The sequence below is a fragment of the Terribacillus sp. JSM ZJ617 genome, assembly GCF_044383785.1.
GTDB lineage: Bacteria > Bacillota > Bacilli > Bacillales > Amphibacillaceae > Terribacillus.
The window spans coordinates 946,565-967,088 of sequence record NZ_JBISEQ010000001.1; the positions used below are offsets into that span (position 1 = coordinate 946,565).

The 20,524-nt window shown below is 41.8% G+C and carries 19 protein-coding genes; all 19 read left to right on the top strand.

Annotated features, from left to right (window positions below):
- Window positions 1-4 precede the first annotated feature (4 nt).
- Window positions 5-889 (top strand): flagellar hook-associated protein FlgL, encoded by an 885-nt coding sequence (gene flgL / locus ACH6C1_RS04585; protein WP_095224147.1) that lies wholly within the window; start codon window positions 5-7, stop codon window positions 887-889.
- A 57-nt stretch (window positions 890-946) separates the two neighbouring features.
- Window positions 947-1,540 carry a DUF6470 family protein gene (locus ACH6C1_RS04590; RefSeq protein ID WP_374075000.1) on the top strand — a complete coding sequence of 198 codons (594 nt, stop codon included), beginning with the start codon at window positions 947-949 and terminating at the stop codon, window positions 1,538-1,540.
- Between the two features lie 11 nt (window positions 1,541-1,551).
- Window positions 1,552-1,989 (top strand): flagellar assembly protein FliW, encoded by a 438-nt coding sequence (gene fliW / locus ACH6C1_RS04595; RefSeq protein ID WP_374075002.1) that lies wholly within the window; start codon window positions 1,552-1,554, stop codon window positions 1,987-1,989.
- Window positions 1,989-2,207, top strand: coding sequence for a carbon storage regulator CsrA (csrA, locus tag ACH6C1_RS04600; protein ID WP_095224144.1), 219 nt, complete (start codon window positions 1,989-1,991; stop codon window positions 2,205-2,207). Before fliW ends, csrA begins: the two co-directional genes overlap by 1 nt.
- Window positions 2,208-2,342: 135 nt before the next feature.
- Window positions 2,343-3,179 (top strand): flagellin Hag, encoded by an 837-nt coding sequence (gene hag, locus ACH6C1_RS04605; protein WP_095224143.1) that lies wholly within the window; start codon window positions 2,343-2,345, stop codon window positions 3,177-3,179.
- An 89-nt stretch (window positions 3,180-3,268) separates the two neighbouring features.
- A complete protein-coding gene (locus ACH6C1_RS04610; RefSeq protein ID WP_374075005.1) occupies window positions 3,269-5,170 on the top strand; it encodes a glycosyltransferase in 1,902 nt (633 codons plus the stop codon).
- 59 nt (window positions 5,171-5,229) lie between these two features.
- Window positions 5,230-6,555, top strand: a complete 1,326-nt coding sequence (locus ACH6C1_RS04615; RefSeq protein WP_374075007.1) for a glycosyltransferase — start codon at window positions 5,230-5,232, stop codon at window positions 6,553-6,555.
- 18 nt (window positions 6,556-6,573) lie between these two features.
- Window positions 6,574-9,078, top strand: coding sequence for a CDP-glycerol glycerophosphotransferase family protein (locus tag ACH6C1_RS04620; RefSeq protein WP_374075009.1), 2,505 nt, complete (start codon window positions 6,574-6,576; stop codon window positions 9,076-9,078).
- Window positions 9,079-9,301: 223 nt separating this feature from the next.
- The gene (locus tag ACH6C1_RS04625; RefSeq protein ID WP_374075011.1) at window positions 9,302-10,147 is read left to right on the top strand and encodes an STAS domain-containing protein; all 846 of its coding nucleotides are present in this window, start codon (window positions 9,302-9,304) and stop codon (window positions 10,145-10,147) included.
- Window positions 10,148-10,444: 297 nt separating this feature from the next.
- A complete protein-coding gene (gene flaG, locus ACH6C1_RS04630) occupies window positions 10,445-10,801 on the top strand; it encodes a flagellar protein FlaG (protein ID WP_374075013.1) in 357 nt (118 codons plus the stop codon).
- A gap of 15 nt (window positions 10,802-10,816) precedes the next feature.
- A complete protein-coding gene (locus ACH6C1_RS04635; protein WP_374075014.1) occupies window positions 10,817-12,343 on the top strand; it encodes a flagellar hook-associated protein 2 in 1,527 nt (508 codons plus the stop codon).
- Between the two features lie 22 nt (window positions 12,344-12,365).
- Window positions 12,366-12,764 carry a flagellar export chaperone FliS gene (fliS, locus tag ACH6C1_RS04640; RefSeq protein ID WP_095224134.1) on the top strand — a complete coding sequence of 133 codons (399 nt, stop codon included), beginning with the start codon at window positions 12,366-12,368 and terminating at the stop codon, window positions 12,762-12,764.
- Entirely contained in the window at window positions 12,764-13,117 is a 354-nt protein-coding gene (fliT, locus tag ACH6C1_RS04645; protein WP_374075016.1) for a flagellar protein FliT, read from the top strand. Before fliS ends, fliT begins: the two co-directional genes overlap by 1 nt.
- Window positions 13,118-13,291: 174 nt before the next feature.
- A complete protein-coding gene (hpf, locus tag ACH6C1_RS04650) occupies window positions 13,292-13,864 on the top strand; it encodes a ribosome hibernation-promoting factor, HPF/YfiA family (protein ID WP_095224132.1) in 573 nt (190 codons plus the stop codon).
- 722 nt (window positions 13,865-14,586) lie between these two features.
- Window positions 14,587-17,103, top strand: coding sequence for a preprotein translocase subunit SecA (gene secA / locus ACH6C1_RS04655; protein ID WP_374075018.1), 2,517 nt, complete (start codon window positions 14,587-14,589; stop codon window positions 17,101-17,103).
- Window positions 17,104-17,195: 92 nt separating this feature from the next.
- Window positions 17,196-18,294 (top strand): peptide chain release factor 2 gene (gene prfB / locus ACH6C1_RS04660; protein ID WP_141234170.1). Its coding sequence is split into 2 segments (ribosomal slippage): window positions 17,196-17,258 and window positions 17,260-18,294, totalling 1,098 coding nucleotides; the frame shifts between segments, so codons are not numbered across the junction.
- A gap of 74 nt (window positions 18,295-18,368) precedes the next feature.
- Window positions 18,369-18,674 carry a c-type cytochrome gene (locus ACH6C1_RS04665; RefSeq protein WP_374075022.1) on the top strand — a complete coding sequence of 102 codons (306 nt, stop codon included), beginning with the start codon at window positions 18,369-18,371 and terminating at the stop codon, window positions 18,672-18,674.
- Between the two features lie 275 nt (window positions 18,675-18,949).
- A complete protein-coding gene (gene ftsE, locus ACH6C1_RS04670) occupies window positions 18,950-19,636 on the top strand; it encodes a cell division ATP-binding protein FtsE (protein ID WP_374075024.1) in 687 nt (228 codons plus the stop codon).
- Window positions 19,626-20,513, top strand: a complete 888-nt coding sequence (gene ftsX / locus ACH6C1_RS04675; RefSeq protein ID WP_374075033.1) for a permease-like cell division protein FtsX — start codon at window positions 19,626-19,628, stop codon at window positions 20,511-20,513. Before ftsE ends, ftsX begins: the two co-directional genes overlap by 11 nt.
- Window positions 20,514-20,524 lie beyond the last annotated feature (11 nt).

The window sequence follows — 20,524 nt, forward strand, 5'->3', positions numbered from 1 at the left end:
AAACATGCGTATAACACAAAGTATGATGTCCAACAGTATGCTGCGTAATCTGAGCAACAGTTACAGCGACTTGAATAAGTATTCTGAACAGCTTTCATCAGGTAAGAAAATCACAAGGCCTTCTGATGATCCCGTTGTTGCGACAAAGGGTATGAGTTATCGAACTGAAGTACGTGATGTAGCACAGTACAAGCGAAACCTATCAGAGGCGCAGACTTGGATTGATAACTCTGATTCTGCTCTGAGCAACGCTACAAGTGCGCTGCAGCGACTTCGCGAATTGGCTGTTCAAGCGAGCAATGGTACATATGAAGAGGGACAGCGAAGTAATATTGCAGAGGAAGTTGATCAGCTAAAAGAACAGCTGGCAACAATTGCAAATACACAAGTAAATGAGAAATATATTTTTAATGGATCCGCCACTAATACTGCTCCAGTTACGATTAATGAGGATGGCAGTACTACTGTAGATTTTAATTCTAATGCAGTTAATCTGACTTTATCCAAAGGTGTTGATGTTAAAATCAATGTCGATGGAGGTGCAGTATTCGGGAATAAATTATTCGATGACTTGAGTAATTTCTCTGCAGCACTCCGCTCAGATGGTTCTGATGAAGACTTAGATCAGTATATTGGACTAATAGACGAGAATATCAATAATCTTGTCAACGAACGAGCAGATATAGGTGCACGGATGAATCGGATGGATCTTGTAGAATCCCGCTTGGGTGATCAGGAGCTGTCAGCCACAGAATTGATGTCCAATAACGAGGATGCCGAAATGGAAGAAGTTATAATGAATCTTACTTCCCAGGAAGCAGTTCATCGAGCGGCGATGTCAGCAGGTGCGCGAATTATTCAACCAACCCTTATGGACTTTCTACGATAAAAATAGATAAAGCTCTGCCAGTAGGCGGGGCTTTTTGTATAGAAAGGAGTAATACTTATGCAAATGCCTCAAGTGCGATTACAATCTCAGCAGGCTAAGATCAGTATTAATACAACCGATGCGACAGTGAATATCCAACAGCCTGAAGCAGAACAAACGATTCGTCAGCCACAAGCTGAAATTACGATGCATACAACACCATCCAAGCTTACGATTGATCAGACACAAGCGTGGCATGATATGGACTTGAAGTCTGTCTTTAAACGGATAGAGGATTTTGCGGAGCTTGGCAAGAAATCTAACTTGGAAGGCATCGCGCGCCGTGTCCAGGAAGGTAAGGAAATGATGGAAATTGAAAAAGGCGGAGATCCGATTGTGGCCCAAGCAAAACGGATAGATGATCGGAAACTGAAGGATTTCGCAATTGGGTGGATACCTTCCCGATTTTCTGTAAAGATCGATTATCAGCCTTCTGATTTGAATATCGATGTGAAGATCCACTCTCCGGAAATAAAGAATACGCCGAATAAACCGCAGTTTGCCTATGAGCGGGGCCAGGTGGATACAGGTATCATGCAATACCAGTCGCTTAAGGTAGACTTCGAAAACTTAAAATTCTATGGTGTTAATGGGTTCGAGATAAACATATAAGGAGTTTAGAAATGAATATTGAAACAAAATATTTTGGAAGTATGTCAGTAGATGAAAATAAAGTGATTCACTTCGAGAAAGGTTTACCCGGATTCCAGGATGAAAAGATGTTTGTATTGATTGATTTTCCTGACAACCCTGTATTTCAGATCCTGCAAAGTACTGAAACAGCCCATGTTGCATTTGTAGTGGCTAGTCCATACCATTTCCGTAAGGAATATACATTTGACTTAGGAAATCAAACGAAAGACGAGCTGGCAATCACAACTCCGGATCAAGTAAAGGTTTTATCTATACTCACATTACGGAAGCCTTTTGAAAAGAGCACGATTAATCTATTAGCACCGATTATTATCAATGTAGATGCATTGAAAGGGCAGCAAATCATTCTTACGGATGATTTCTCCTCCCGTACACCTTTGCAATCTAAGAAAGCGAGGGCGGAATAATGCTTGTTCTGACAAGAAAAGTTGGAGAGTCTGTTAAGATTGGTGACGATATTGAAATAAAAGTCCTGAGTATCGATGGAGAACAGATCAAGCTTGGTATAGATGCTCCTAGAGAGATAGCTATACATCGTAAAGAAGTTTATCTATCGATTGAACAAGAAAATAGTGCTGCTGCAGACACTTCTGTCGATTTACTTAAATTCTTAAAAAAAGAATAAAGAAAAAGCTAAACATATGCTGAAATCCTCCGATATAAATAGTACAGCAAAGGTAAGCACGGGCGGCCGACCGCTGCGAACCAATAAAACCACAAGGATGTGGGCTGTACTTACACTCAAGGAGGAATTTTTAAAATGAGAATCAATCATAATATCGCTGCTCTTAACACTTACAACAAACTAAGTGCTAACTCTGCTGCAACACAAGGATCTTTGGAAAAACTATCTTCAGGTCTTAAAATCAACAAAGCTGGAGACGATGCTGCAGGTCTAGCAATCTCCGAAAAAATGCGCGGACAGATCCGTGGTCTTGACATGGCTTCCAAAAACGCACAAGACGGTATCTCTTTGATCCAAACTGCTGAGGGTGCTTTGAACGAAACTCACTCTATCCTACAGCGTATGCGTGAATTGGCTACACAGTCTGCCAACGACACTAACACTGATACAGACCGTGCAGAGCTTCAAAAAGAAGTGGATCAGTTGGCTCAAGAGATCACTCGTATCTCTACAGACACTGAATTCAACACGAAGAAACTAATCAACGGTGATGTAGCTGCAACTGCAATGACATTCCATATCGGTGCTAACCAAGATCAAAACATTGAACTTACAATTGCTGACATGGGTGCTTCTGCACTAGGCGTAGAAGGTGATTCTGCTACTGCTGGTATCAACATCTCTTCTCAAAGTGATGCTAACGCTGCGATTTCTACAATCAACGCTGCAATCGAAACAGTTTCTGCTGAGCGCTCTAAACTTGGTGCTTACCAAAACCGTTTGGATCACACAATCAACAACTTGCAAACATCTTCAGAAAACCTAACAGCTTCTGAATCTCGTATTCGTGACGTTGACATGGCTTCTGAAATGATGGAATTCACTAAAAACAATATCCTTTCTCAAGCTGCACAGTCTATGCTTGCACAAGCTAACCAGCAGCCACAAGGTGTATTGCAACTTCTTCAGTAATTTCATTATAGGCGAATCTTTTTTCGCCTATAAAAATACTGGTCCAATTTTTTGGACCAGTATTTTTATAGATTGAGGTGGTGTTTATTTTGAAAAAACCAATTGTTTCTCTTTGTATGATTGTAAAGAATGAAGAGAAAGTGATAAAACGTTGTTTAGATTCAGTTGTGGATTTAGTAGAAGATATTGTTATTGTCGATACGGGCTCTACTGACAGTACAATCGAAATTATTAAAGAGTATGAAAATGTACGTCTATTTTACTTTGAGTGGAATAATAGCTTTGCTGATGCAAGGAATTTTGCTGCTAGTCATGCTCTAGGTGAATGGATTCTTGTATTAGACGCAGATGAATTTCTTGAGGCAACAAATGCTCGCGCTGTAATCGAAGATTTGAAAAATAGTAAAGACGATGTGTATGCAATAAATATAGTTAATTTCGTGGGTGACAATGGGAATCGAATTGTTGAAAATAAACATGTGAGATTGTATAAGAATTCCGGTGCTTATGAATATACCAGAGCTATACATGAACAAATAACACATAAAGAAAATAAGAATATCACTGTTAAATTATCTGATCTAATCGCGTATCACTCTGGTTACATGGAAGAAGTAGTGAAAACAAAGCAAAAGACAAATAGAAACAAGAAATTAATAAATCTACAACTTAAGAGAGAAAAAAGTGGTTTCGACTATTATAATCTTGGTAACGAGTTGAAGATAGAAAAGAAATACGAACAAGCACTTGATGCTTTTGTAACTGCATACAAGAAAAAAGAAGATCCTTTTATAAATTGGGTTCCTATATGTTTGCTTAATATTACAGAAACATTGATTTTGTTGGATAGACATAATGATGCGCTTAATGTACTTCAAGATGCGATAAGAATATATCAAGATGCAGCAGATTTCCTATATATTAAAGGTTCTATTTATATAGCCCAAGGTAGACTTGAAGATGCAAAGCAGGTTTTCACGCTAATATTAAGTGAAAAATCAACGTTTAAAACTGTTGTGAAGAGTTCGGATGCAATTGAATATCTACCATCTTTAAGGTTAGGTAAAATTTACGAACTCGAAAAAGATATGGAGAAGGCTGTAGCTTATTATTCCAAAGCCTTGAATATAAATAACCGCTGCTTTGACTCACTCACAAGCCTTTTGAAGATACTTGCAATTCATACTTCTGCAAAAGAAACATTTAAGATCACAAAACCCTATTTAGAATTCCATCTATACGATGTCATACGTTTTCTTCTAAATGAAGGTCTATATGAACTTGTCAGGGAAATTGCAAACAATGTAAAAATGGATAAAGACGTTTTAGACATTTTAGAAGTGAAAATATCTGCAATTAGATTTTCTGGACTTGAAAATGATTGGCTGAAAAACGACGAACCAAAACTTGCTAAGGCTTTACAACTTAGATTTATCGATGCAGGGGATATCTATTTATTGCATCGCTTAGAACCTTCCCAAAACTTAAAACATGTATATAGAAATATCATACTAAATTCAGTATTAGGTTTCATGATCGATGATGATTTTAATAAAGACGAACTGAAAAAAGAAGATTATACTTTAGAATTTAGTTATATGATTAAGAAATTAATCAAGTACCAAAATTACGAAATTGCTAATGAGTTGCTGGAACAAATTTCTTTATTCTCTCCATCAATATATGCAAAGCTTGGAGGAATATTGTTTGAATTATCACAGCAAGATCTCGCTATGATTTTATATGAAAAATCGGAAGAACATACTTTAGAAAGACAAGACTATCTAAATATAATTACATGGTTAAAGGCGCACGATAATTTGGAAGAAGCTAATAGAATAGCTAAAGAAGCGTTAAACAAATATAATGATGATTACCTGTTTTATAAGCAGTTAATTGAAACTGACGCGGATCCTGAGCCATATGTGATGAAAGCTTTAGATTTATTCAAGGATAGTATGTGGCTTGAAGAGAAACTATTAGGAATTTAAAAAAGCGCACCTTATATAAGGTGTCTTTTTTATGATTTAAAAGAGAGAAAGAGGCGAATATGATGCTAATTGATATCGTTTTAGGATATGCAGAAGGAAAAGGCGGTTTAGAGGACGTATTGACTACTGTTGTAAATGGTCTTGTGAGAAAAGGGAATAGAGTGCGTGTATTACAAACACATTCCCCGCAATTCAAAGCTTGGGCAGATACAATACCCGAAATATATTATTATGGCCAGGGTGGAAAGGTCGAGGAAGAGACTGTCTCTTCTATGCAAGCTGGTTATACAAACTTCTTGAAGAGCGCGGAACTTCCGGATGTAATCATAGCCACACATGCTCCCATATTAAGCTACATTTGCAGGTCGGCTATTGCCCGCTTTAAACCTGATACTCCTGTAGTATCTTGGCTTCATGGACCCCCGGCTTATTTCGGAGGAGGAAGATTTCTGAAGTATAGCGATACGCATTTTGCTATTTCTTCAAGTATTGGACGCACAATAAAAGACATTACTGAGGAACAGCCGATCTATTTAGTGAACAACCCTGTAGACATAGAACAAAAAGAAATAATTCGTCCTGATGAATTGAAGATTATATTCATAGGTAGATTGAGTAATAAGGAAAAAAGACTAGATTTATTATTAGGGGCGCTAGCGGGTGTTCGTGATGAATGGGATCTAACTTGTATTGGAGATGGTCCTGATAAGAATATGCTTTATAATTTAGCAGATGAATTGCATATTAATGGAAAGATAACATGGTTAGGGTGGAAGGATGCTCCCTGGGACGAGATAGATGAAGCCTCGGTTTTGGTTTTGCCATCTGATTTTGAGGGGTTTGGATTAGTGTTGGTAGAAGCGCTCTCCCGCGGCGTGGCGGTTATCTCAACTGATTGTGATGGGCCCATGGATATAGTTAAGAATGGTATTAACGGATGGATTGTTCCCAAAGGGGATAAAAATAAAATAAAAGACCTTCTTAACGATATACAATCTGGAAAAGTTAAGCTGCCTGATCCACAGGTGTGTATCGATTCAGTTATAGAATACGAAGCTGAGAGAGTGGTAGAGAGAATGGATGATATTCTCCAAAGTCTAACAACTAATGATTTTATTGTAAATGAAAAAATTGTTAGTGAGAGTCATGTAGAAGATGAAGTTACTTGTAAATTCATAACTGCGGATATTTATCCTGCTCTAGAAGAACATTTATCAGGGAATAGCATCCATTGGTATGACTTGAAAATCAATGCTATTAATTATTCTTACACAAGAGCAATCGTTCGTTTTAGCTATCAAAAAGACAGGCATGATAATATAGAAGAAGTCAGAGTGAAAATTGTGAACGATAATGGAACTTGGCAGGTAAAACGAATCTTTTAATATAAAGGAGTATTTACCATGATCATTGATTTTGCCTTTATATACGCTGATGGCAACGGCCACCTGGAACAGATTATAACCAAGACTGCAAGTCTGCTGACTAAACGTGGTCACCACGTGCGTGTGTTCCAATCCTATCGACCAGAGGATACACAATGGGAGTCAACATTGCCGGAAATCCACTATTATGGAGAGAAGAGCGGTCTGGAATATGAGAATCCAGATTCTTTAATCGAAGGGTATACAAATAGCTTGCGGCATCATGGCAAGCCGGACGTGATAGTAGCAGTACGTGCACCGCTGATGAATTATGTATGCCGAACAGCAGTAGCGCAGTTGTATGGTCCGTTACCGAGAATCTATTCTTGGCTGCAGGGAGCACCAGAGGAATATGGATATGAAGAGGCGCTGAAATTTAGTGATCGTCACTTAGTGATGAATGAGCAGCTGGAGGAAGCTGTGCAACGCTATTCTTTTCAGGATCAGTGGCTGCATTTGATCGGAGAGCCAATTATACAGGGTAAGCCTGCTGTGATACCTCGTCCAGAAGATAAAGTCCATTTCTTTTTTGTCGGAGAGTTAATTTTGTTTGATAATTATTTCGAACAGGTTTTTACCACTTTCAGGAGCATACAGGACAATGTGGGCCTAACGATAATCGGTGATGGACCTGATAAGGCAGCTATACAGCAATTGGCTCAGCAGATTGGGGTAGAGGAAATAATTGTTTGGAAAGATAGTGCTGCGGACTTTTGGTCACTCCTAGAATCTGCGACAGCTCTAATTTTAAATGGCAGCTATCCCGAATCGAATCAGATGAAAATAGAAGCGCTGGCAAGAGGCGTTGTTCCTATCAACCTGGGTTCTCATGGGTCGATGCCTACACTTGAAGATGTGCCAGCCATTGCAGAAGGTAAATATGAACTGCCTACTCCTGAAGCTTGTCAGGCTATGGTTCAGCCGTACTACATTGAATCGGTAATTGATCAATTGGAAACTGCCCTGAAAGAGGAGAGCTCTGCAGAAATTCCGATGCAGGCGATACATGACCCGCAATATCTTTATTATAAAGTGCTTAATGATATCCTGGCTTGTGCGATTGAAGGGACAGAGTTGGTTGTTCAATCAGAGGAAGAGGTTGACTACTTAGCCAGCTTTTTTACCCAGCGATATATAAGCGAGGAGTTCAAGCCTGTAGATGCAGATGTAACAAGGCAGGTTGCATATCCAAAAGTAGAATCTGTCGATTATCATTATAAAAGGGCCTCGGTACGTTTACTTCTCATCCAAATGTGGAAGGAGCAAAATCGGTCCGAGAAAATCTATTGCCGGCTTGAGTTAATAAATAAAGCTGGAACGTGGAAAATTGATCAGCTGCATCGGGAGGCGCCTTTCCGTACAGAGGAACAATCCGTATCTACAACTGGTCGTAAAAAGCTAGTCATGGTAGCGCGTAATAGCAGTGGTTCGAACACGTACGCTTTAGCCAAGCATATTCCGGAATCCATTCATGATACATTTGATGTCGAACTGCTGCAGCAGCAGGAGACACAGGAGTTTCAGGAAAAAGTCAAGGCTGCCGAAGTGCTGGTTATTACCGAGGCGAATATCAAGCATAATAAAAAGCTATACAATCCTAATCAGCTGATCATAGACACTTGGCATGGCTTCCCGCTTAAAGCAATGGGATTTCAGGACAAAAATGAACAGAGCAAGCATGTGTTGGCAGATCGTTGGGGAAGCATCAATTATGTGTGTTCGTATTCTGAGTTCTTCAGTAACTTAATGATTCGCTGTTTTAAATTGAATCCAGAGCATATCCAGCTGACGGGTGCACCACGTAATGATCTGATGCTGCAACGGCCTGATATGCACTTTCTAAGAGAAGAATTCGATATAGACCCAAGTGAAAGCCGGATGATTTTCTTCATGCCGACGTATCGGCAAGTGGCGCACAATGACCGAGCCGATACAAACCTTAATCGAGATAATCTTTTTGGGATGGAAAGTTTCGATAATGATCAGTTTTACGATTTCTTAGAGAGAGAAAATTTGGAGCTGATTGTAAAGCTGCATCCAGCTGAAGAAAAGCTATTCTTGAATCATTTCGAGATGCAGACACGTGTTCATTTGCTTACTGATGAGATGCTGACTCGTTATGGAATGGATTTATATGAAATTATGCCGCTCGCAGATATGCTGATTACGGATTATTCCTCCATTTATTTTGATTATCTATTATTGGATAAGCCAATTATCTTTTCACCTGTTGATCTTCAATCGTATCAGCAGAATCGTGGATTCATTCTCGATTCCTATACGAACTGGACACCTGGACCAAAGGTGACGACGCAGGAGGCACTGCAGGATGCTTTGTCGACCTTCTTAGAGAACCCTTCTTGGTACAGCGCTGAACGGAAACAGATTCGAGACCAAGTGCATCACTACCAAGACAGCAAGTCTTCTGAAAGAGTATGGCAATTTATCCAGGAGAAAATTTCATCTTATACCCAGCCAGTATAAAACCGCCTTTTCAGGGGCGGTTTTTTATTGTTATAAAAAAGATACATTTTTTTAAAAAAAGATGTTTTGAAACTCAGCTATATGGGTATAGGGAGGGGTCTATTCTTCCTAGTACAAGAGAATGGTCAGTTTCCAGAAATTTTCTTATAAATTTACAAAAAAGCCGAAATTACGTATATTTAACAGGAATGATGTCAAATGAATCCCTAGGAGGAGCAGGAATATGCATAGGAATAAGGACTTATATATGTTTTTAAAGGAAAAAGCGAAGGAACTTAACGACAGATGGTATGAGCAGCTTGATAAATCTAAAAGTTCAGGCGTTTACGCATCCACTGATCCAGAGACCATTCAAAACCTCAAAAAGCAAAACTACGATTTTCATCTTCATTTCTTCCGTATTTTCATTGAGGATAAGGAGACCTTCAATAAGAGCTTTGAAGAGTGGATTATTTCTATAGCTCGTGATGAGAATCACTTGAGTACGCCGACTCATCAAATAATCCGTGAATTTGTTGTAACTCGGGGACAGCATCTAGACTTAATAAATGAATTTTATACTTTACATAAAGACACTATTAAACCTGAAATGCTCGATCTTTGGAATCGTGAAATTATTACAGCTTTTGATCAGGTAATCCTTAAAGTTACCGAAGAGATGCATCATTACTCAAACCGGAAACTTCAGGCTCAGCAGGAAATGATCAATGAACTTAGTTCGCCAGTAATCCTTTTAAATGATACGACAGCACTTCTGCCATTGGTAGGGGATATTGACACAAACCGTGCAAAACTTATTTTGGAGAATACCCTCCGAGATTGTACTGAGCAGGATGTGGATCTATTATTCATTGATCTTTCTGGTGTCATCATCATCGACACAATGGTAGCACAGCAAATCTTTTATTTAGTAGAAGCATTGAAGCTAGTCGGTGTCGAAACGGTAATCTCAGGAATGCGTCCGGAAATAGCGCAAACTGCGGTTCAGCTTGGTGTTAGCTTCAACGCTAGAACAACGGCAACATTGACGCAGGCAATCCGTACAAGTAATCGTATCTCGATCAAATAATATGTGTGAAACTACTGACAAGTTGATTGCCTGCTGCCCTGGGGGCGTCCGAGCTAGTATGAAACGAAGATTACCACAATCAAAATTGCGCTTGACCTCATTGAGAAACCTGAAGATTATTCCTGCATGATAGATTAAGTTATCCTAATCAATGGCGGTATTCTCTAATTGATTTTCAGGTAAGGCGGGTACAGCTGCTGTACCCGTTTTTTTTGTGCTTTTTTATTTACATCTCTACACATCCTGCCTATCCTGCCGATATAAAAAGAAACGCATGTGCAAGGAGTTGGCTTTTTGATGATAGACAAATTATCTTCTTCTGCTTCACAGCATATTACACACACCTCGGGCGGAAGCCGTCCAGTAGCAAACACAGTATTACATAATCAGGAGACGGCTTCAGATGCCTCCAAACCGTATATCGATTATGACAAATCCGATATCGAAAAAGTGATCGAAACAATGAATCAATTCCTGGAACCAACACACACAAACATGAAATTTGAACTTCATGAAGAATTGGATCGCTATTTTGTGACAGTAGTTGATTCAGATACGCAAGAAGTCATAAAGGAAATTCCGCCGAAGAAGCTTTTGGATGCATATGCCAAAATGGCAGAATTCATGGGACTTCTCGTTGATAAGAAAATATAAGGAGCAGGTGATCATATGGTAGATAGTATTTCAGGCAGCAACTCCATGCGAGTCGGGGGTCTTGCGTCCGGAATGGATACGGATTCTCTTGTTGAGCAGTTAATGAATGCTGAACGTCAGAAATTATATAAAATGCAGCAGGAACAGACTAAACTGACATGGCAGCAGGACTCTTTACGTGAAGTGAACGCATCACTGAAAAGCTTTGATACTAGTGCATTTAACATGAAATTGTCTACTACTTATAATGTAAAGACTACTTCATCAACAAGTTCTGCAATTACTGCAACAGCAGACTCCAGTGCATCTAATGGATCTTATTCCATTCAAGTAAGTCAAATTGCATCTTCAGCAATTAACGTAAGTACAGGCAGTGTTGCTGGTGCGGGGTTTGATCCTGATGCAGCGATTGGTGAGCAAACATTCGCTAATGGGCAAGTTACAGCAGATGATTTGAAATTCTCTTTCACAACTTATGATGAGAATGGTACTGCTAAAGAACATAGCTTTGAATTCAAAACAACAGACAGCTTGAACAGCATATTAAAGCAAATTACAAACTCAGATGCAGGTGTACGTGCTTTCTATGATAAGCAGTCTGGCCAAGTTGTAATGGAAAAGAAAGATACCGGTAAATTCAACGAAAATGTAGATGGTAAAGAGATTGAATTTGATACAAATAACTTTCTTGGTTCATTTCTAAAGCTCGATCCAAATAATGAAAAAGGTGCACAAGATGCAAAATTCACCTACAATGGAGCACTCGAAATTACCTCGAATAAAAATAGCTACACCCTTAGTGGTGTAACGTTCAACTTTAATGAAGTAACAGAAAGTGCAGTTAAGATTACAGTCGATAACGATGTCGATGCTGCCTACAATAAAATCAAGGATTTTGTGGACTCCTACAATAAAATTATAGAAGATACAAACGCAAAACTGAGCGAAAAAGTATACCGAGATTATCCCCCTCTAACAGATGATCAGAAAAAAGAAATGTCGGAAGATGAAATCAAGCTTTGGGAAGAAAAAGCGAAGAGCGGAATGCTTAAGGGGGAAACAGCAATTCAAAACGGTCTTTATTCATTGCGTTCGGCTTGGTATGACAATGTTGAAACTGGCGGGGAGTTTACTCAGCTTGCACAGATTGGTATCCAGACATCTAATAACTACTTGGACAATGGGAAGCTTGTTATTAATGAAGATAAGCTGAAAGCTGCCCTTAGGGAAAATCCGGATGGTGTGTATAAACTGTTCTCAAATGATGTCAAAGGATCAGGACGCGGCATCATTAACCGGATTGAAGATACGCTGGATGCAACAATGGATACTATTACAGAGCGTGCAGGTAGTACAGACAAAACAAACCAGCAGTTTACGCTTGGCAGACGACTTGATGACATCGAGGACCGCATAGACAGCTTCCAAGACTATCTCACCCAAGTAGAAGACCGCTACTGGCGCCAATTCTCTGCTATGGAACAGGCCATTAGTCAAATGAACCAACAATCCGCTTATCTAACATCCAATTTCGGAGGATAAGCGCTAAAGGAGTAATACAATCATGTCGGTACAAAATTACCAGGCGTATCAGCAAAATTCTGTCCAGACCGCTTCTCCAGGTGAGCTGACGCTCATGCTTTACAACGGCTGTATCAAGTTCATCAAATTTGCCCAGCAAGCCATTGAGAAGAAGGATATTGAAGCGAAGAACACAAATATTCAGAAAGCCCAGAACATCGTGCGGGAGCTGATGATCACTCTTGACCCGGAGGTACCAATTTCAAAAGAGATCATGCCTTTGTATGATTTCATCAATCACCAGCTTATCCAAGCTAATACCCACAACGATCAGCGAGCACTCAGCAGTGCATTGGATTTGATTACCGATTTCCGCGACACATGGAAAGAAGTCGTAAAACAAACCCGCAAACAGCAATTCGGTACAGGAGCAACTGTCTGATGAATCGGGTGCAGGCACTGTTTGATACGACTGCCCAGCTAGACACACTCGTCAGCCAGCCGGTAACAGCTGAGAATCGGGAAGAAATCGTCCAATCTCTTACAGCACTTTTAGAAGTCCGCTCTGGACAGCTGGAGGAGCTGAAGCCGCCTTTTTCGACGGAGGAAAATCTTTTAGGGAAAGAGCTTCTGCCGATGAATGAAAGAATCAGCAAGCAGGTCCAAAATATTTTCGACCAGTTAAAGACTGATATTCGTACAATTAAGAAGCAGAAGCAGTCCGGCAAGAAATATATAAACCCGTATGGCAGCATGCATACGCTTGACGGCAGGTTCCTCGATAAACGTAAATAAAAAGTGCCTGAACCGATTTGGTTCAGGCACTTTTCTTATGTAAAGTTTTGTTGAGCGATTCGTGACAATTTTCGATTAAACTTCTTATTTTTCTGACTCTTTTCTGTGTTTATGAAGGTATTGTAAAGGGAATGTAGAAAGTATCCTCATAAGGATGAAAGGAGGACACTTGTTATGAAGTACAATATTCGTGGCGAGAATGTCGAGGCTACAGAAGCGATCAAGGACTACATCGAGAAGAAGGTAGGCAAACTGGAGAGATATTTTGATTCCCCGGTGGATTCCGAGGCTCACGTAAACTTGAGTGTGCATAACAATGAGTCAAAGATTGAAGTGACGATTCCGATGAAGAACCTGCTGTTGCGGGCAGAGGAAAGTCATTCAGATCTATATGCTGCAATTGATCTGGTTGTTACGAAGCTGGAACGTCAGGTCAAAAAGCATAAGACGAAAGTGAATCGACGCTCCCGTCAAAGCGGAGATGCACCGAAGCATGCATTCGCTGCCATGGAGAATGAAAGTGCAGCAAGTGCTGTCGTCGCAACGGAGGAAGAAGAAGATCTGAGTCCGTACGAGATTGTGCGAAACAAGCGTTTTGACTTGAAACCGATGGATTCCGAGGAAGCGATTTTGCAGATGGATCTGCTGGGTCACAGCTTCTTCGTATATACGAATGCGACGAGTGGAGACACAAATGTCGTTTACAAGCGTAAAGATGGAAGATATGGGCTTATCGAGCCTACCTAAAGAAAACTGGAACGAGGCAGACGCATTTGCGTCTGCCTTTTAATTAGGTCCGTTTTGCAAAAACGCAGAAGGAATATTTCAAAATCACTTAAAAATTGGGATGAAAGCTGTCGGATGATGGCGAATTCTAGTGTTTTATGGAGGAAGTCCTTCATCGTTTTACGAAAACGGTCGTTTTTCCTTTCGAAAGTCCCATGATATAAATAAGTCAGCTACAACAAAAGGAGGTACTGACCATCAGAGATTCAGATTATGCTGTCCACCGAGTCTCCCATTCCCAACTCACACAGCATGAGCATACGATCACACAGCTGCTCGAGATCATCGCGGCGACCAATCGAAGGCTGGCGGAACTTCAATGGAAGCAAGAGCAGCTCGAACGCTGGTGCATCGAACAAATGCAGCGTGATCTGTCCTCCAGATCACGTGTCTTCTGAGGGGCAGTCTTCCTTTTCCCCCGCAAGACTCCACCAGGATATCGCAGCCTCCTCCCTTGGGGCTGCGCATTCCAACTGATGGTGGCTCATGCGGCTGGAGTAGCGGTTACAATATTGCGAATGTCTGACATGGCACTCCTTCCATGTAAAGCGGCGTCCCGGGACTGGGCGCCGCTGTTTTTTTGTTTTTGGAAGGAGCTGGTTTCCCTTTCTTGTAAACCGCTAAACCTAGTGTTATTATTATTTTTGGACTATACTTTTTTGATTTAAAAGAGGAGCGTTATTATGCGTGGACTACTTAAACGGGTGTTTGGAGACGGTACGCAGAAGCAAGTCAGCCGTGCTGAGAAAACAGCCGAACAAATAGAAACATTAGCAGATGAATATCGAGCATATACAGATGAACAATTAAAAGAAAAGACAAATGAATTCAAAAAGCGCTATAAGGATGGCGAGTCCTTGGATGACTTGCTGCCAGAAGCATTTGCAACCGTAAGAGAAGCAGCTGACCGTGTACTCGGCATGCGTCCTTTCCATGTCCAGTTGCTAGGCGGTATCGCCATTCATGGCGGAAACATTGCCGAAATGAAAACAGGGGAAGGTAAAACACTTGCAAGTACGCTGCCTGCATACTTGAACGCTTTATCTGGCGAAGGTGTGCATGTTGTCACAGTCAATGACTATCTTGCAGGACGTGATGCGGAGAATAACCGTCCGCTATTCGAATTCCTTGGGTTGACTGTCGGACAGAACAGCTCGGGCATGACACGTGAACAGAAGCAGGAAGCATATGCGGCAGATATCACATATAGCACGAATAACGAGCTTGGCTTCGATTATTTGCGTGACAACATGGTGCTGTATAAGAACCAGATGGTACAGCGTCCGCTCAATTTTGCCATCATCGATGAGGTCGATTCCATCTTGATCGATGAAGCGCGGACGCCATTGATCATTTCCGGTTCAGCTGCTAAATCAGCAAGCTTGTATACACAAGCTAATTCTTTTGTTCGTGTGTTGAAGAAGGAAGAAGATTATACGAATGATATCAAGACTAAGTCCGTTCTTCTGACTGAGGAAGGTATCAACAAGGCAGAGAAATTCTTCGGGCTGGAAAACTTGTTCGATTTGAAGAATGTATCCATCACGCATCATATCAACCAGGCATTGAAAGCCCATGTGACGATGCAGCGAGATACGGACTACGTTGTAGAAGACGATGAAGTCATCATCGTTGATAGCTTTACAGGACGTCTGATGAAAGGACGCCGCTACAGCGACGGTCTTCACCAGGCAATCGAGGCGAAGGAAGGTTTGCAGATCCAGAATGAAAGCATGACGCTGGCATCGATCACTTTCCAGAACTACTTCCGTATGTATAAAAAGCTTGCTGGTATGACCGGTACAGCGAAGACAGAGGAAGAAGAATTCCGTAACATTTACAATATGGACGTGCTTGTGATTCCGACGAATAGAGATATCACGCGTCAGGATAAAGCTGATTACATCTTTAAATCCATGGAAGGCAAGTTCCGTGCGGTTGTAGAGGAAATCAAGGCTCGTCATGAAACTGGCCAGCCTGTGCTTGTCGGTACAGTAGCTGTCGAAACTTCCGAGCTGATCAGCAAGCTGCTGAAACGTGCTGGTGTGCCGCATAATGTATTGAATGCGAAGAACCACCACCGTGAAGCGGAGATCATTGAGGATGCCGGTCAAAAAGGTGCGGTGACCATCGCAACGAACATGGCTGGCCGTGGTACAGACATCAAGCTGGGTGAAGGTGTACGAGAGCTTGGCGGACTTGCTGTTATCGGGACAGAGCGTCATGAATCCCGCCGTATTGATAACCAGCTTCGCGGTCGTGCCGGACGTCAAGGTGACCCAGGTGTGACACAGTTCTACTTGTCTATGGAAGATGAACTGATGCGCCGCTTCGGTTCTGATAACATGCGCAGCATGATGGATCGTCTAGGCATGGATGACAACACGCCGATTGAAAGCAAGATGGTATCGCGTGCTGTAGAATCAGCTCAGAAACGAGTCGAAGGGAATAACTTCGACTCACGTAAAACAGTTCTTTCTTACGATGATGTCCTACGCGAACAGCGGGAAATCATTTATAAACAGCGCTTCGAGGTAATCGATAGTGATGACCTGAATGCTATCATCGATGAAATGGTCCGCGATACGGTTCATATGGTTGTTCAGGCACATACTGCTGACGATTCAGAGGAAACTTGGGAGCTGGATGCATTGGTGGAATATGTACATGCCAACCTGCTGCCACAGGACAAGCTGACAGTCGATGAGCTAAAGAACAAAGACGAAGAAGAAATTGAAGAATTGCTGCTTAAGAAAATCGGTGAGCATTTGAAACAGAAGGAAGAAGAAATGACTCCAGATCAAATGCGCGAATTCGAAAAAGTTATCCTGCTTCGTACAGTTGATACGAAATGGATGGATCATATCGATCAGATGGATCAGCTTCGCCAAGGTATCCACCTGCGCGCGTATGGTCAGAACGATCCGCTTCGTGAATACCAGCTGGAAGGGTACAACATGTTCGAAGCGATGATTAGTTCCATCAAGGAAGAAGTTACGCGTTACGTACTGAAAGCAGAAATCCGTGATAACCTGCAGCGTGAACAAGTTGCCAAAGGTGTCCAAGCTGTAAGTGGCGATGATACACAAGCCGATAAGAAAAAGAAAAAAGCTCCAGTTGTCAAAGGTGACACAATAGGGCGAAATGATCCGTGCCCATGCGGCAGCGGCAAGAAATACAAAAACTGCCATGGTCAGTGATTTTGACAAACCCGTGCAAGTGGTTGCACGGGTTCTGTCCCAGTCATAGAGTATGATGGTGTGTGTTATAGACTTATATGAGGTGAGAGAAAATGGAATTGGCAGAAATTAGAAATGAACTTGATCGAATGGAAAAACAACTAACTGACTTTAGGGGGTCTCTTTGACTTAGATCAGAAGAAAGCCCGTATTGCCGAGTTAGAAGATTTGATGCTTGAGCCGTCATTCTGGGATGACCAGCAAGGAGCACAGAAGATCATCAATGAATCCAATGGCCTGAAGGAATCAGTGGAAGGCTATGAAAAGCTAGTATCCCAGCATGAGGATTTGGATGTTAGTTTCGAATTGGTGAAGGAAGAAGACGATGAAGATCTTCGCAATGAGCTGGAGGAAGAAATCGTCTCCATGCGTGAAGCAATGGATGAATTCGAACTGCTTATGCTTTTGAGTGAGCCGTATGATAAGAATAATGCGATTCTGGAGCTGCATCCAGGTGCCGGCGGAACGGAATCTCAGGACTGGGCGAGCATGCTGCTTCGTATGTACACGCGTTGGGCTGAAAAGCATAACTTCAAAGTGGAGACGCTTGATTATCTTCCTGGTGAGGAAGCTGGCGTGAAAAGTGTAACGCTGTTGATCAAAGGTTTGAATGCGTATGGCTATCTGAAGGCTGAAAAAGGAGTGCACCGTCTTGTGCGTATTTCCCCATTTGATAGCTCAGGTCGTCGTCATACATCATTCGTATCCTGTGATGTGATGCCAGAATTCGACGATGATATCGATGTGGACATTCGGACAGAGGATTTGAAAATCGATACGTACCGTTCCAGCGGTGCCGGCGGACAGCACGTCAATACGACGGATTCTGCCGTAAGGATTACACATCTTCCTACTAATACTGTCGTGACATGTCAATCCGAGCGTTCACAGATCAAAAACCGTGAGCACGCAATGAAGATGCTGAAAGCGAAGCTGTATCAGCTTGAAATTGAGAAGCAGCAGCAAGAGCTGAACGAAATTCGCGGGGAACAAAAGGAAATTGGCTGGGGAAGCCAAATTCGTTCCTATGTATTCCATCCATATTCCATGGTAAAAGATCATCGGACGAATGAAGAATCCGGAAATACACAAGCTGTAATGGATGGACAGCTGGACCCATTCATCAATGCATACTTGCGTTCCACAATTTAAGAGCTTTTTGTAAAACTCCTGTAACAAAACAAGCTGAACCGTTATTCCATCTCAAAGAAAAGGATGCGATTCTCTTGAAGAAACTAGTTTTAACTGGCTGCAGTTTGATGTTCATGCTCTTCCTTGCTGCTTGCGGGAGTAGTGATGACACGGCCGGAACACCGCAAGAAGCGTATGAAAACAACTGTGCCATGTGCCATGGTCAGGACTTGAGCGGCGGCAATGGCGGTCCTCCGCTTGATAATCTTGGTTCTACGTATACAAAAGAAGAACTCGTGGATATCATGGAAAACGGTAAAGGCGGTATGCCTGCCGGACAGGCTGAAGGTGAAGAGGCGGAAAAAATCGCCGAATGGCTACTGGAACAGCAGAAGCAATAAACGACGAATACCCATACAGAAGCTGTATGGGTATTTTGGTGTGTTTTTTTCCTTGACAGCGAGTGGAAGCGACAAGATACTACGCAATATATTTCAAAAACCAAGCCTATTGTCATATATTGAAACACAAATGTAATATTATTTTGTCTAAAAAAAGAGGAATAAGATGTTATAATGGTTTCAGGTTTGAGAGCTTTTTCGATTGCTTTCGCCATTGTTCGACATACTTAGTTGATAAATTAGCAGATTAGAATAAAAACAAAGGTGAGTATAACATGATAGAAATGAAGGGTGTGCATAAGACGTATTCCAATGGCGTTACAGCGCTGAATGGTGTCGACGTGCATATCGACAGTGGGGAATTCGTGTATTTAGTAGGACCGAGCGGAGCCGGTAAATCAACCTTCGTGAAGATGATCTTCCGAGGTGAGAAACCGAGCACCGGTGTCGTGAAAGTAGATAACAAAGATTTGAGCACGTATAAAGAACGCCATATTCCAAGAGTCAGAAGGAAAATCGGTGTTGTGTACCAGGATTTCAAATTGCTTCCTAAACTGACAATCTATGAGAATGTTGCCTTCGCCCTGGAAGTAATAGAAGAGTCTCCTAAAGTGATCCGAGATCGTGTGATGGAAGTACTCGATCTTGTTGGAATAAAAGATAAAGCTAGATCGTTACCTGATGAGCTTTCCGGAGGGGAGCAGCAGCGTGTGGCAATTGCCCGGGCAATTGCGAATAACCCGAAGGTCGTAATCGCTGACGAGCCGACAGGGAACTTGGATCCAGAAACATCCTGGGGCATCATGAAGGTGCTGGAGGATATCAACAACAAAGGAACAACCATCATCATGGCTACACACAGTAAAGAAATCGTTAATACGATCAAAAAACGTGTCATCGCCATCGAAAACGGCCGTATCGTCCGTGACGAAGCAGGAGGTGACTACGGGTATGAAATTTAATACCGCGAAACGCCATCTGCGGGAAGGATCAAAGAACATCTTCCGTAACGGCTGGATGACCATCGCCTCGATCGGGGCAGTAACGGTAACATTGATCCTGGTCGGTGTCTTCCTGGCTGTAGTATTCAACTTAAATAAATTCGCTACCAATATTGAGTCAGATGTTGAAATGAGCGTTTATCTGGATCCTACACTTGCTGAAGACCAGGTGCAGTCAATCCAAGGTCAGCTTGAATCGATTGATAAAGTTGGTTCTGTAAAGTATTCCTCAAAAGAAGAACAGTTAAACCAGCTCATGGAAGATATGGGGCAAACAGAATGGGATTTGTTTGAACAAGACAACCCATTAAGTGACACGTATATTGTCAAAACATCTGATCCGCATGACATAGCTTCTGTATCGGAAGAAATTTCGAAACTGGATGGAGTCGACAAAGTGGATTATGGTAAGGGGACAGTAGAGAATCTCTTTACTGTAAACAAGTACGCCCGGATTATCGGTGCGGTCTTGATCGTTGGTCTTGTGTTCACGGCCATCTTCCTGATTTCAAATACAATTAAAATAACAATCATTGCCAGAAGCAGAGAAATCGGCATCATGAAACTGGTTGGAGCAACCAACTCCTTCATCCGCTGGCCTTTCTTTATCGAAGGTCTGCTGCTCGGAGTATTGGGCGCCATAATACCAGTTGCACTAGTTCTTGGCGGGTACTACTACCTGTCGAACAACTTGACGGATAACATCAGCATCGGTTTCGTCGAAATTCTCCCTTATGCACCATTCGCATTCCAGCTTGCAGGTATACTGCTGGCAATCGGCGCGATCATCGGTGTTTGGGGAAGTGTCATGAGTGTCCGCAAGTTTCTTAAAGTCTAATAAACCTACCA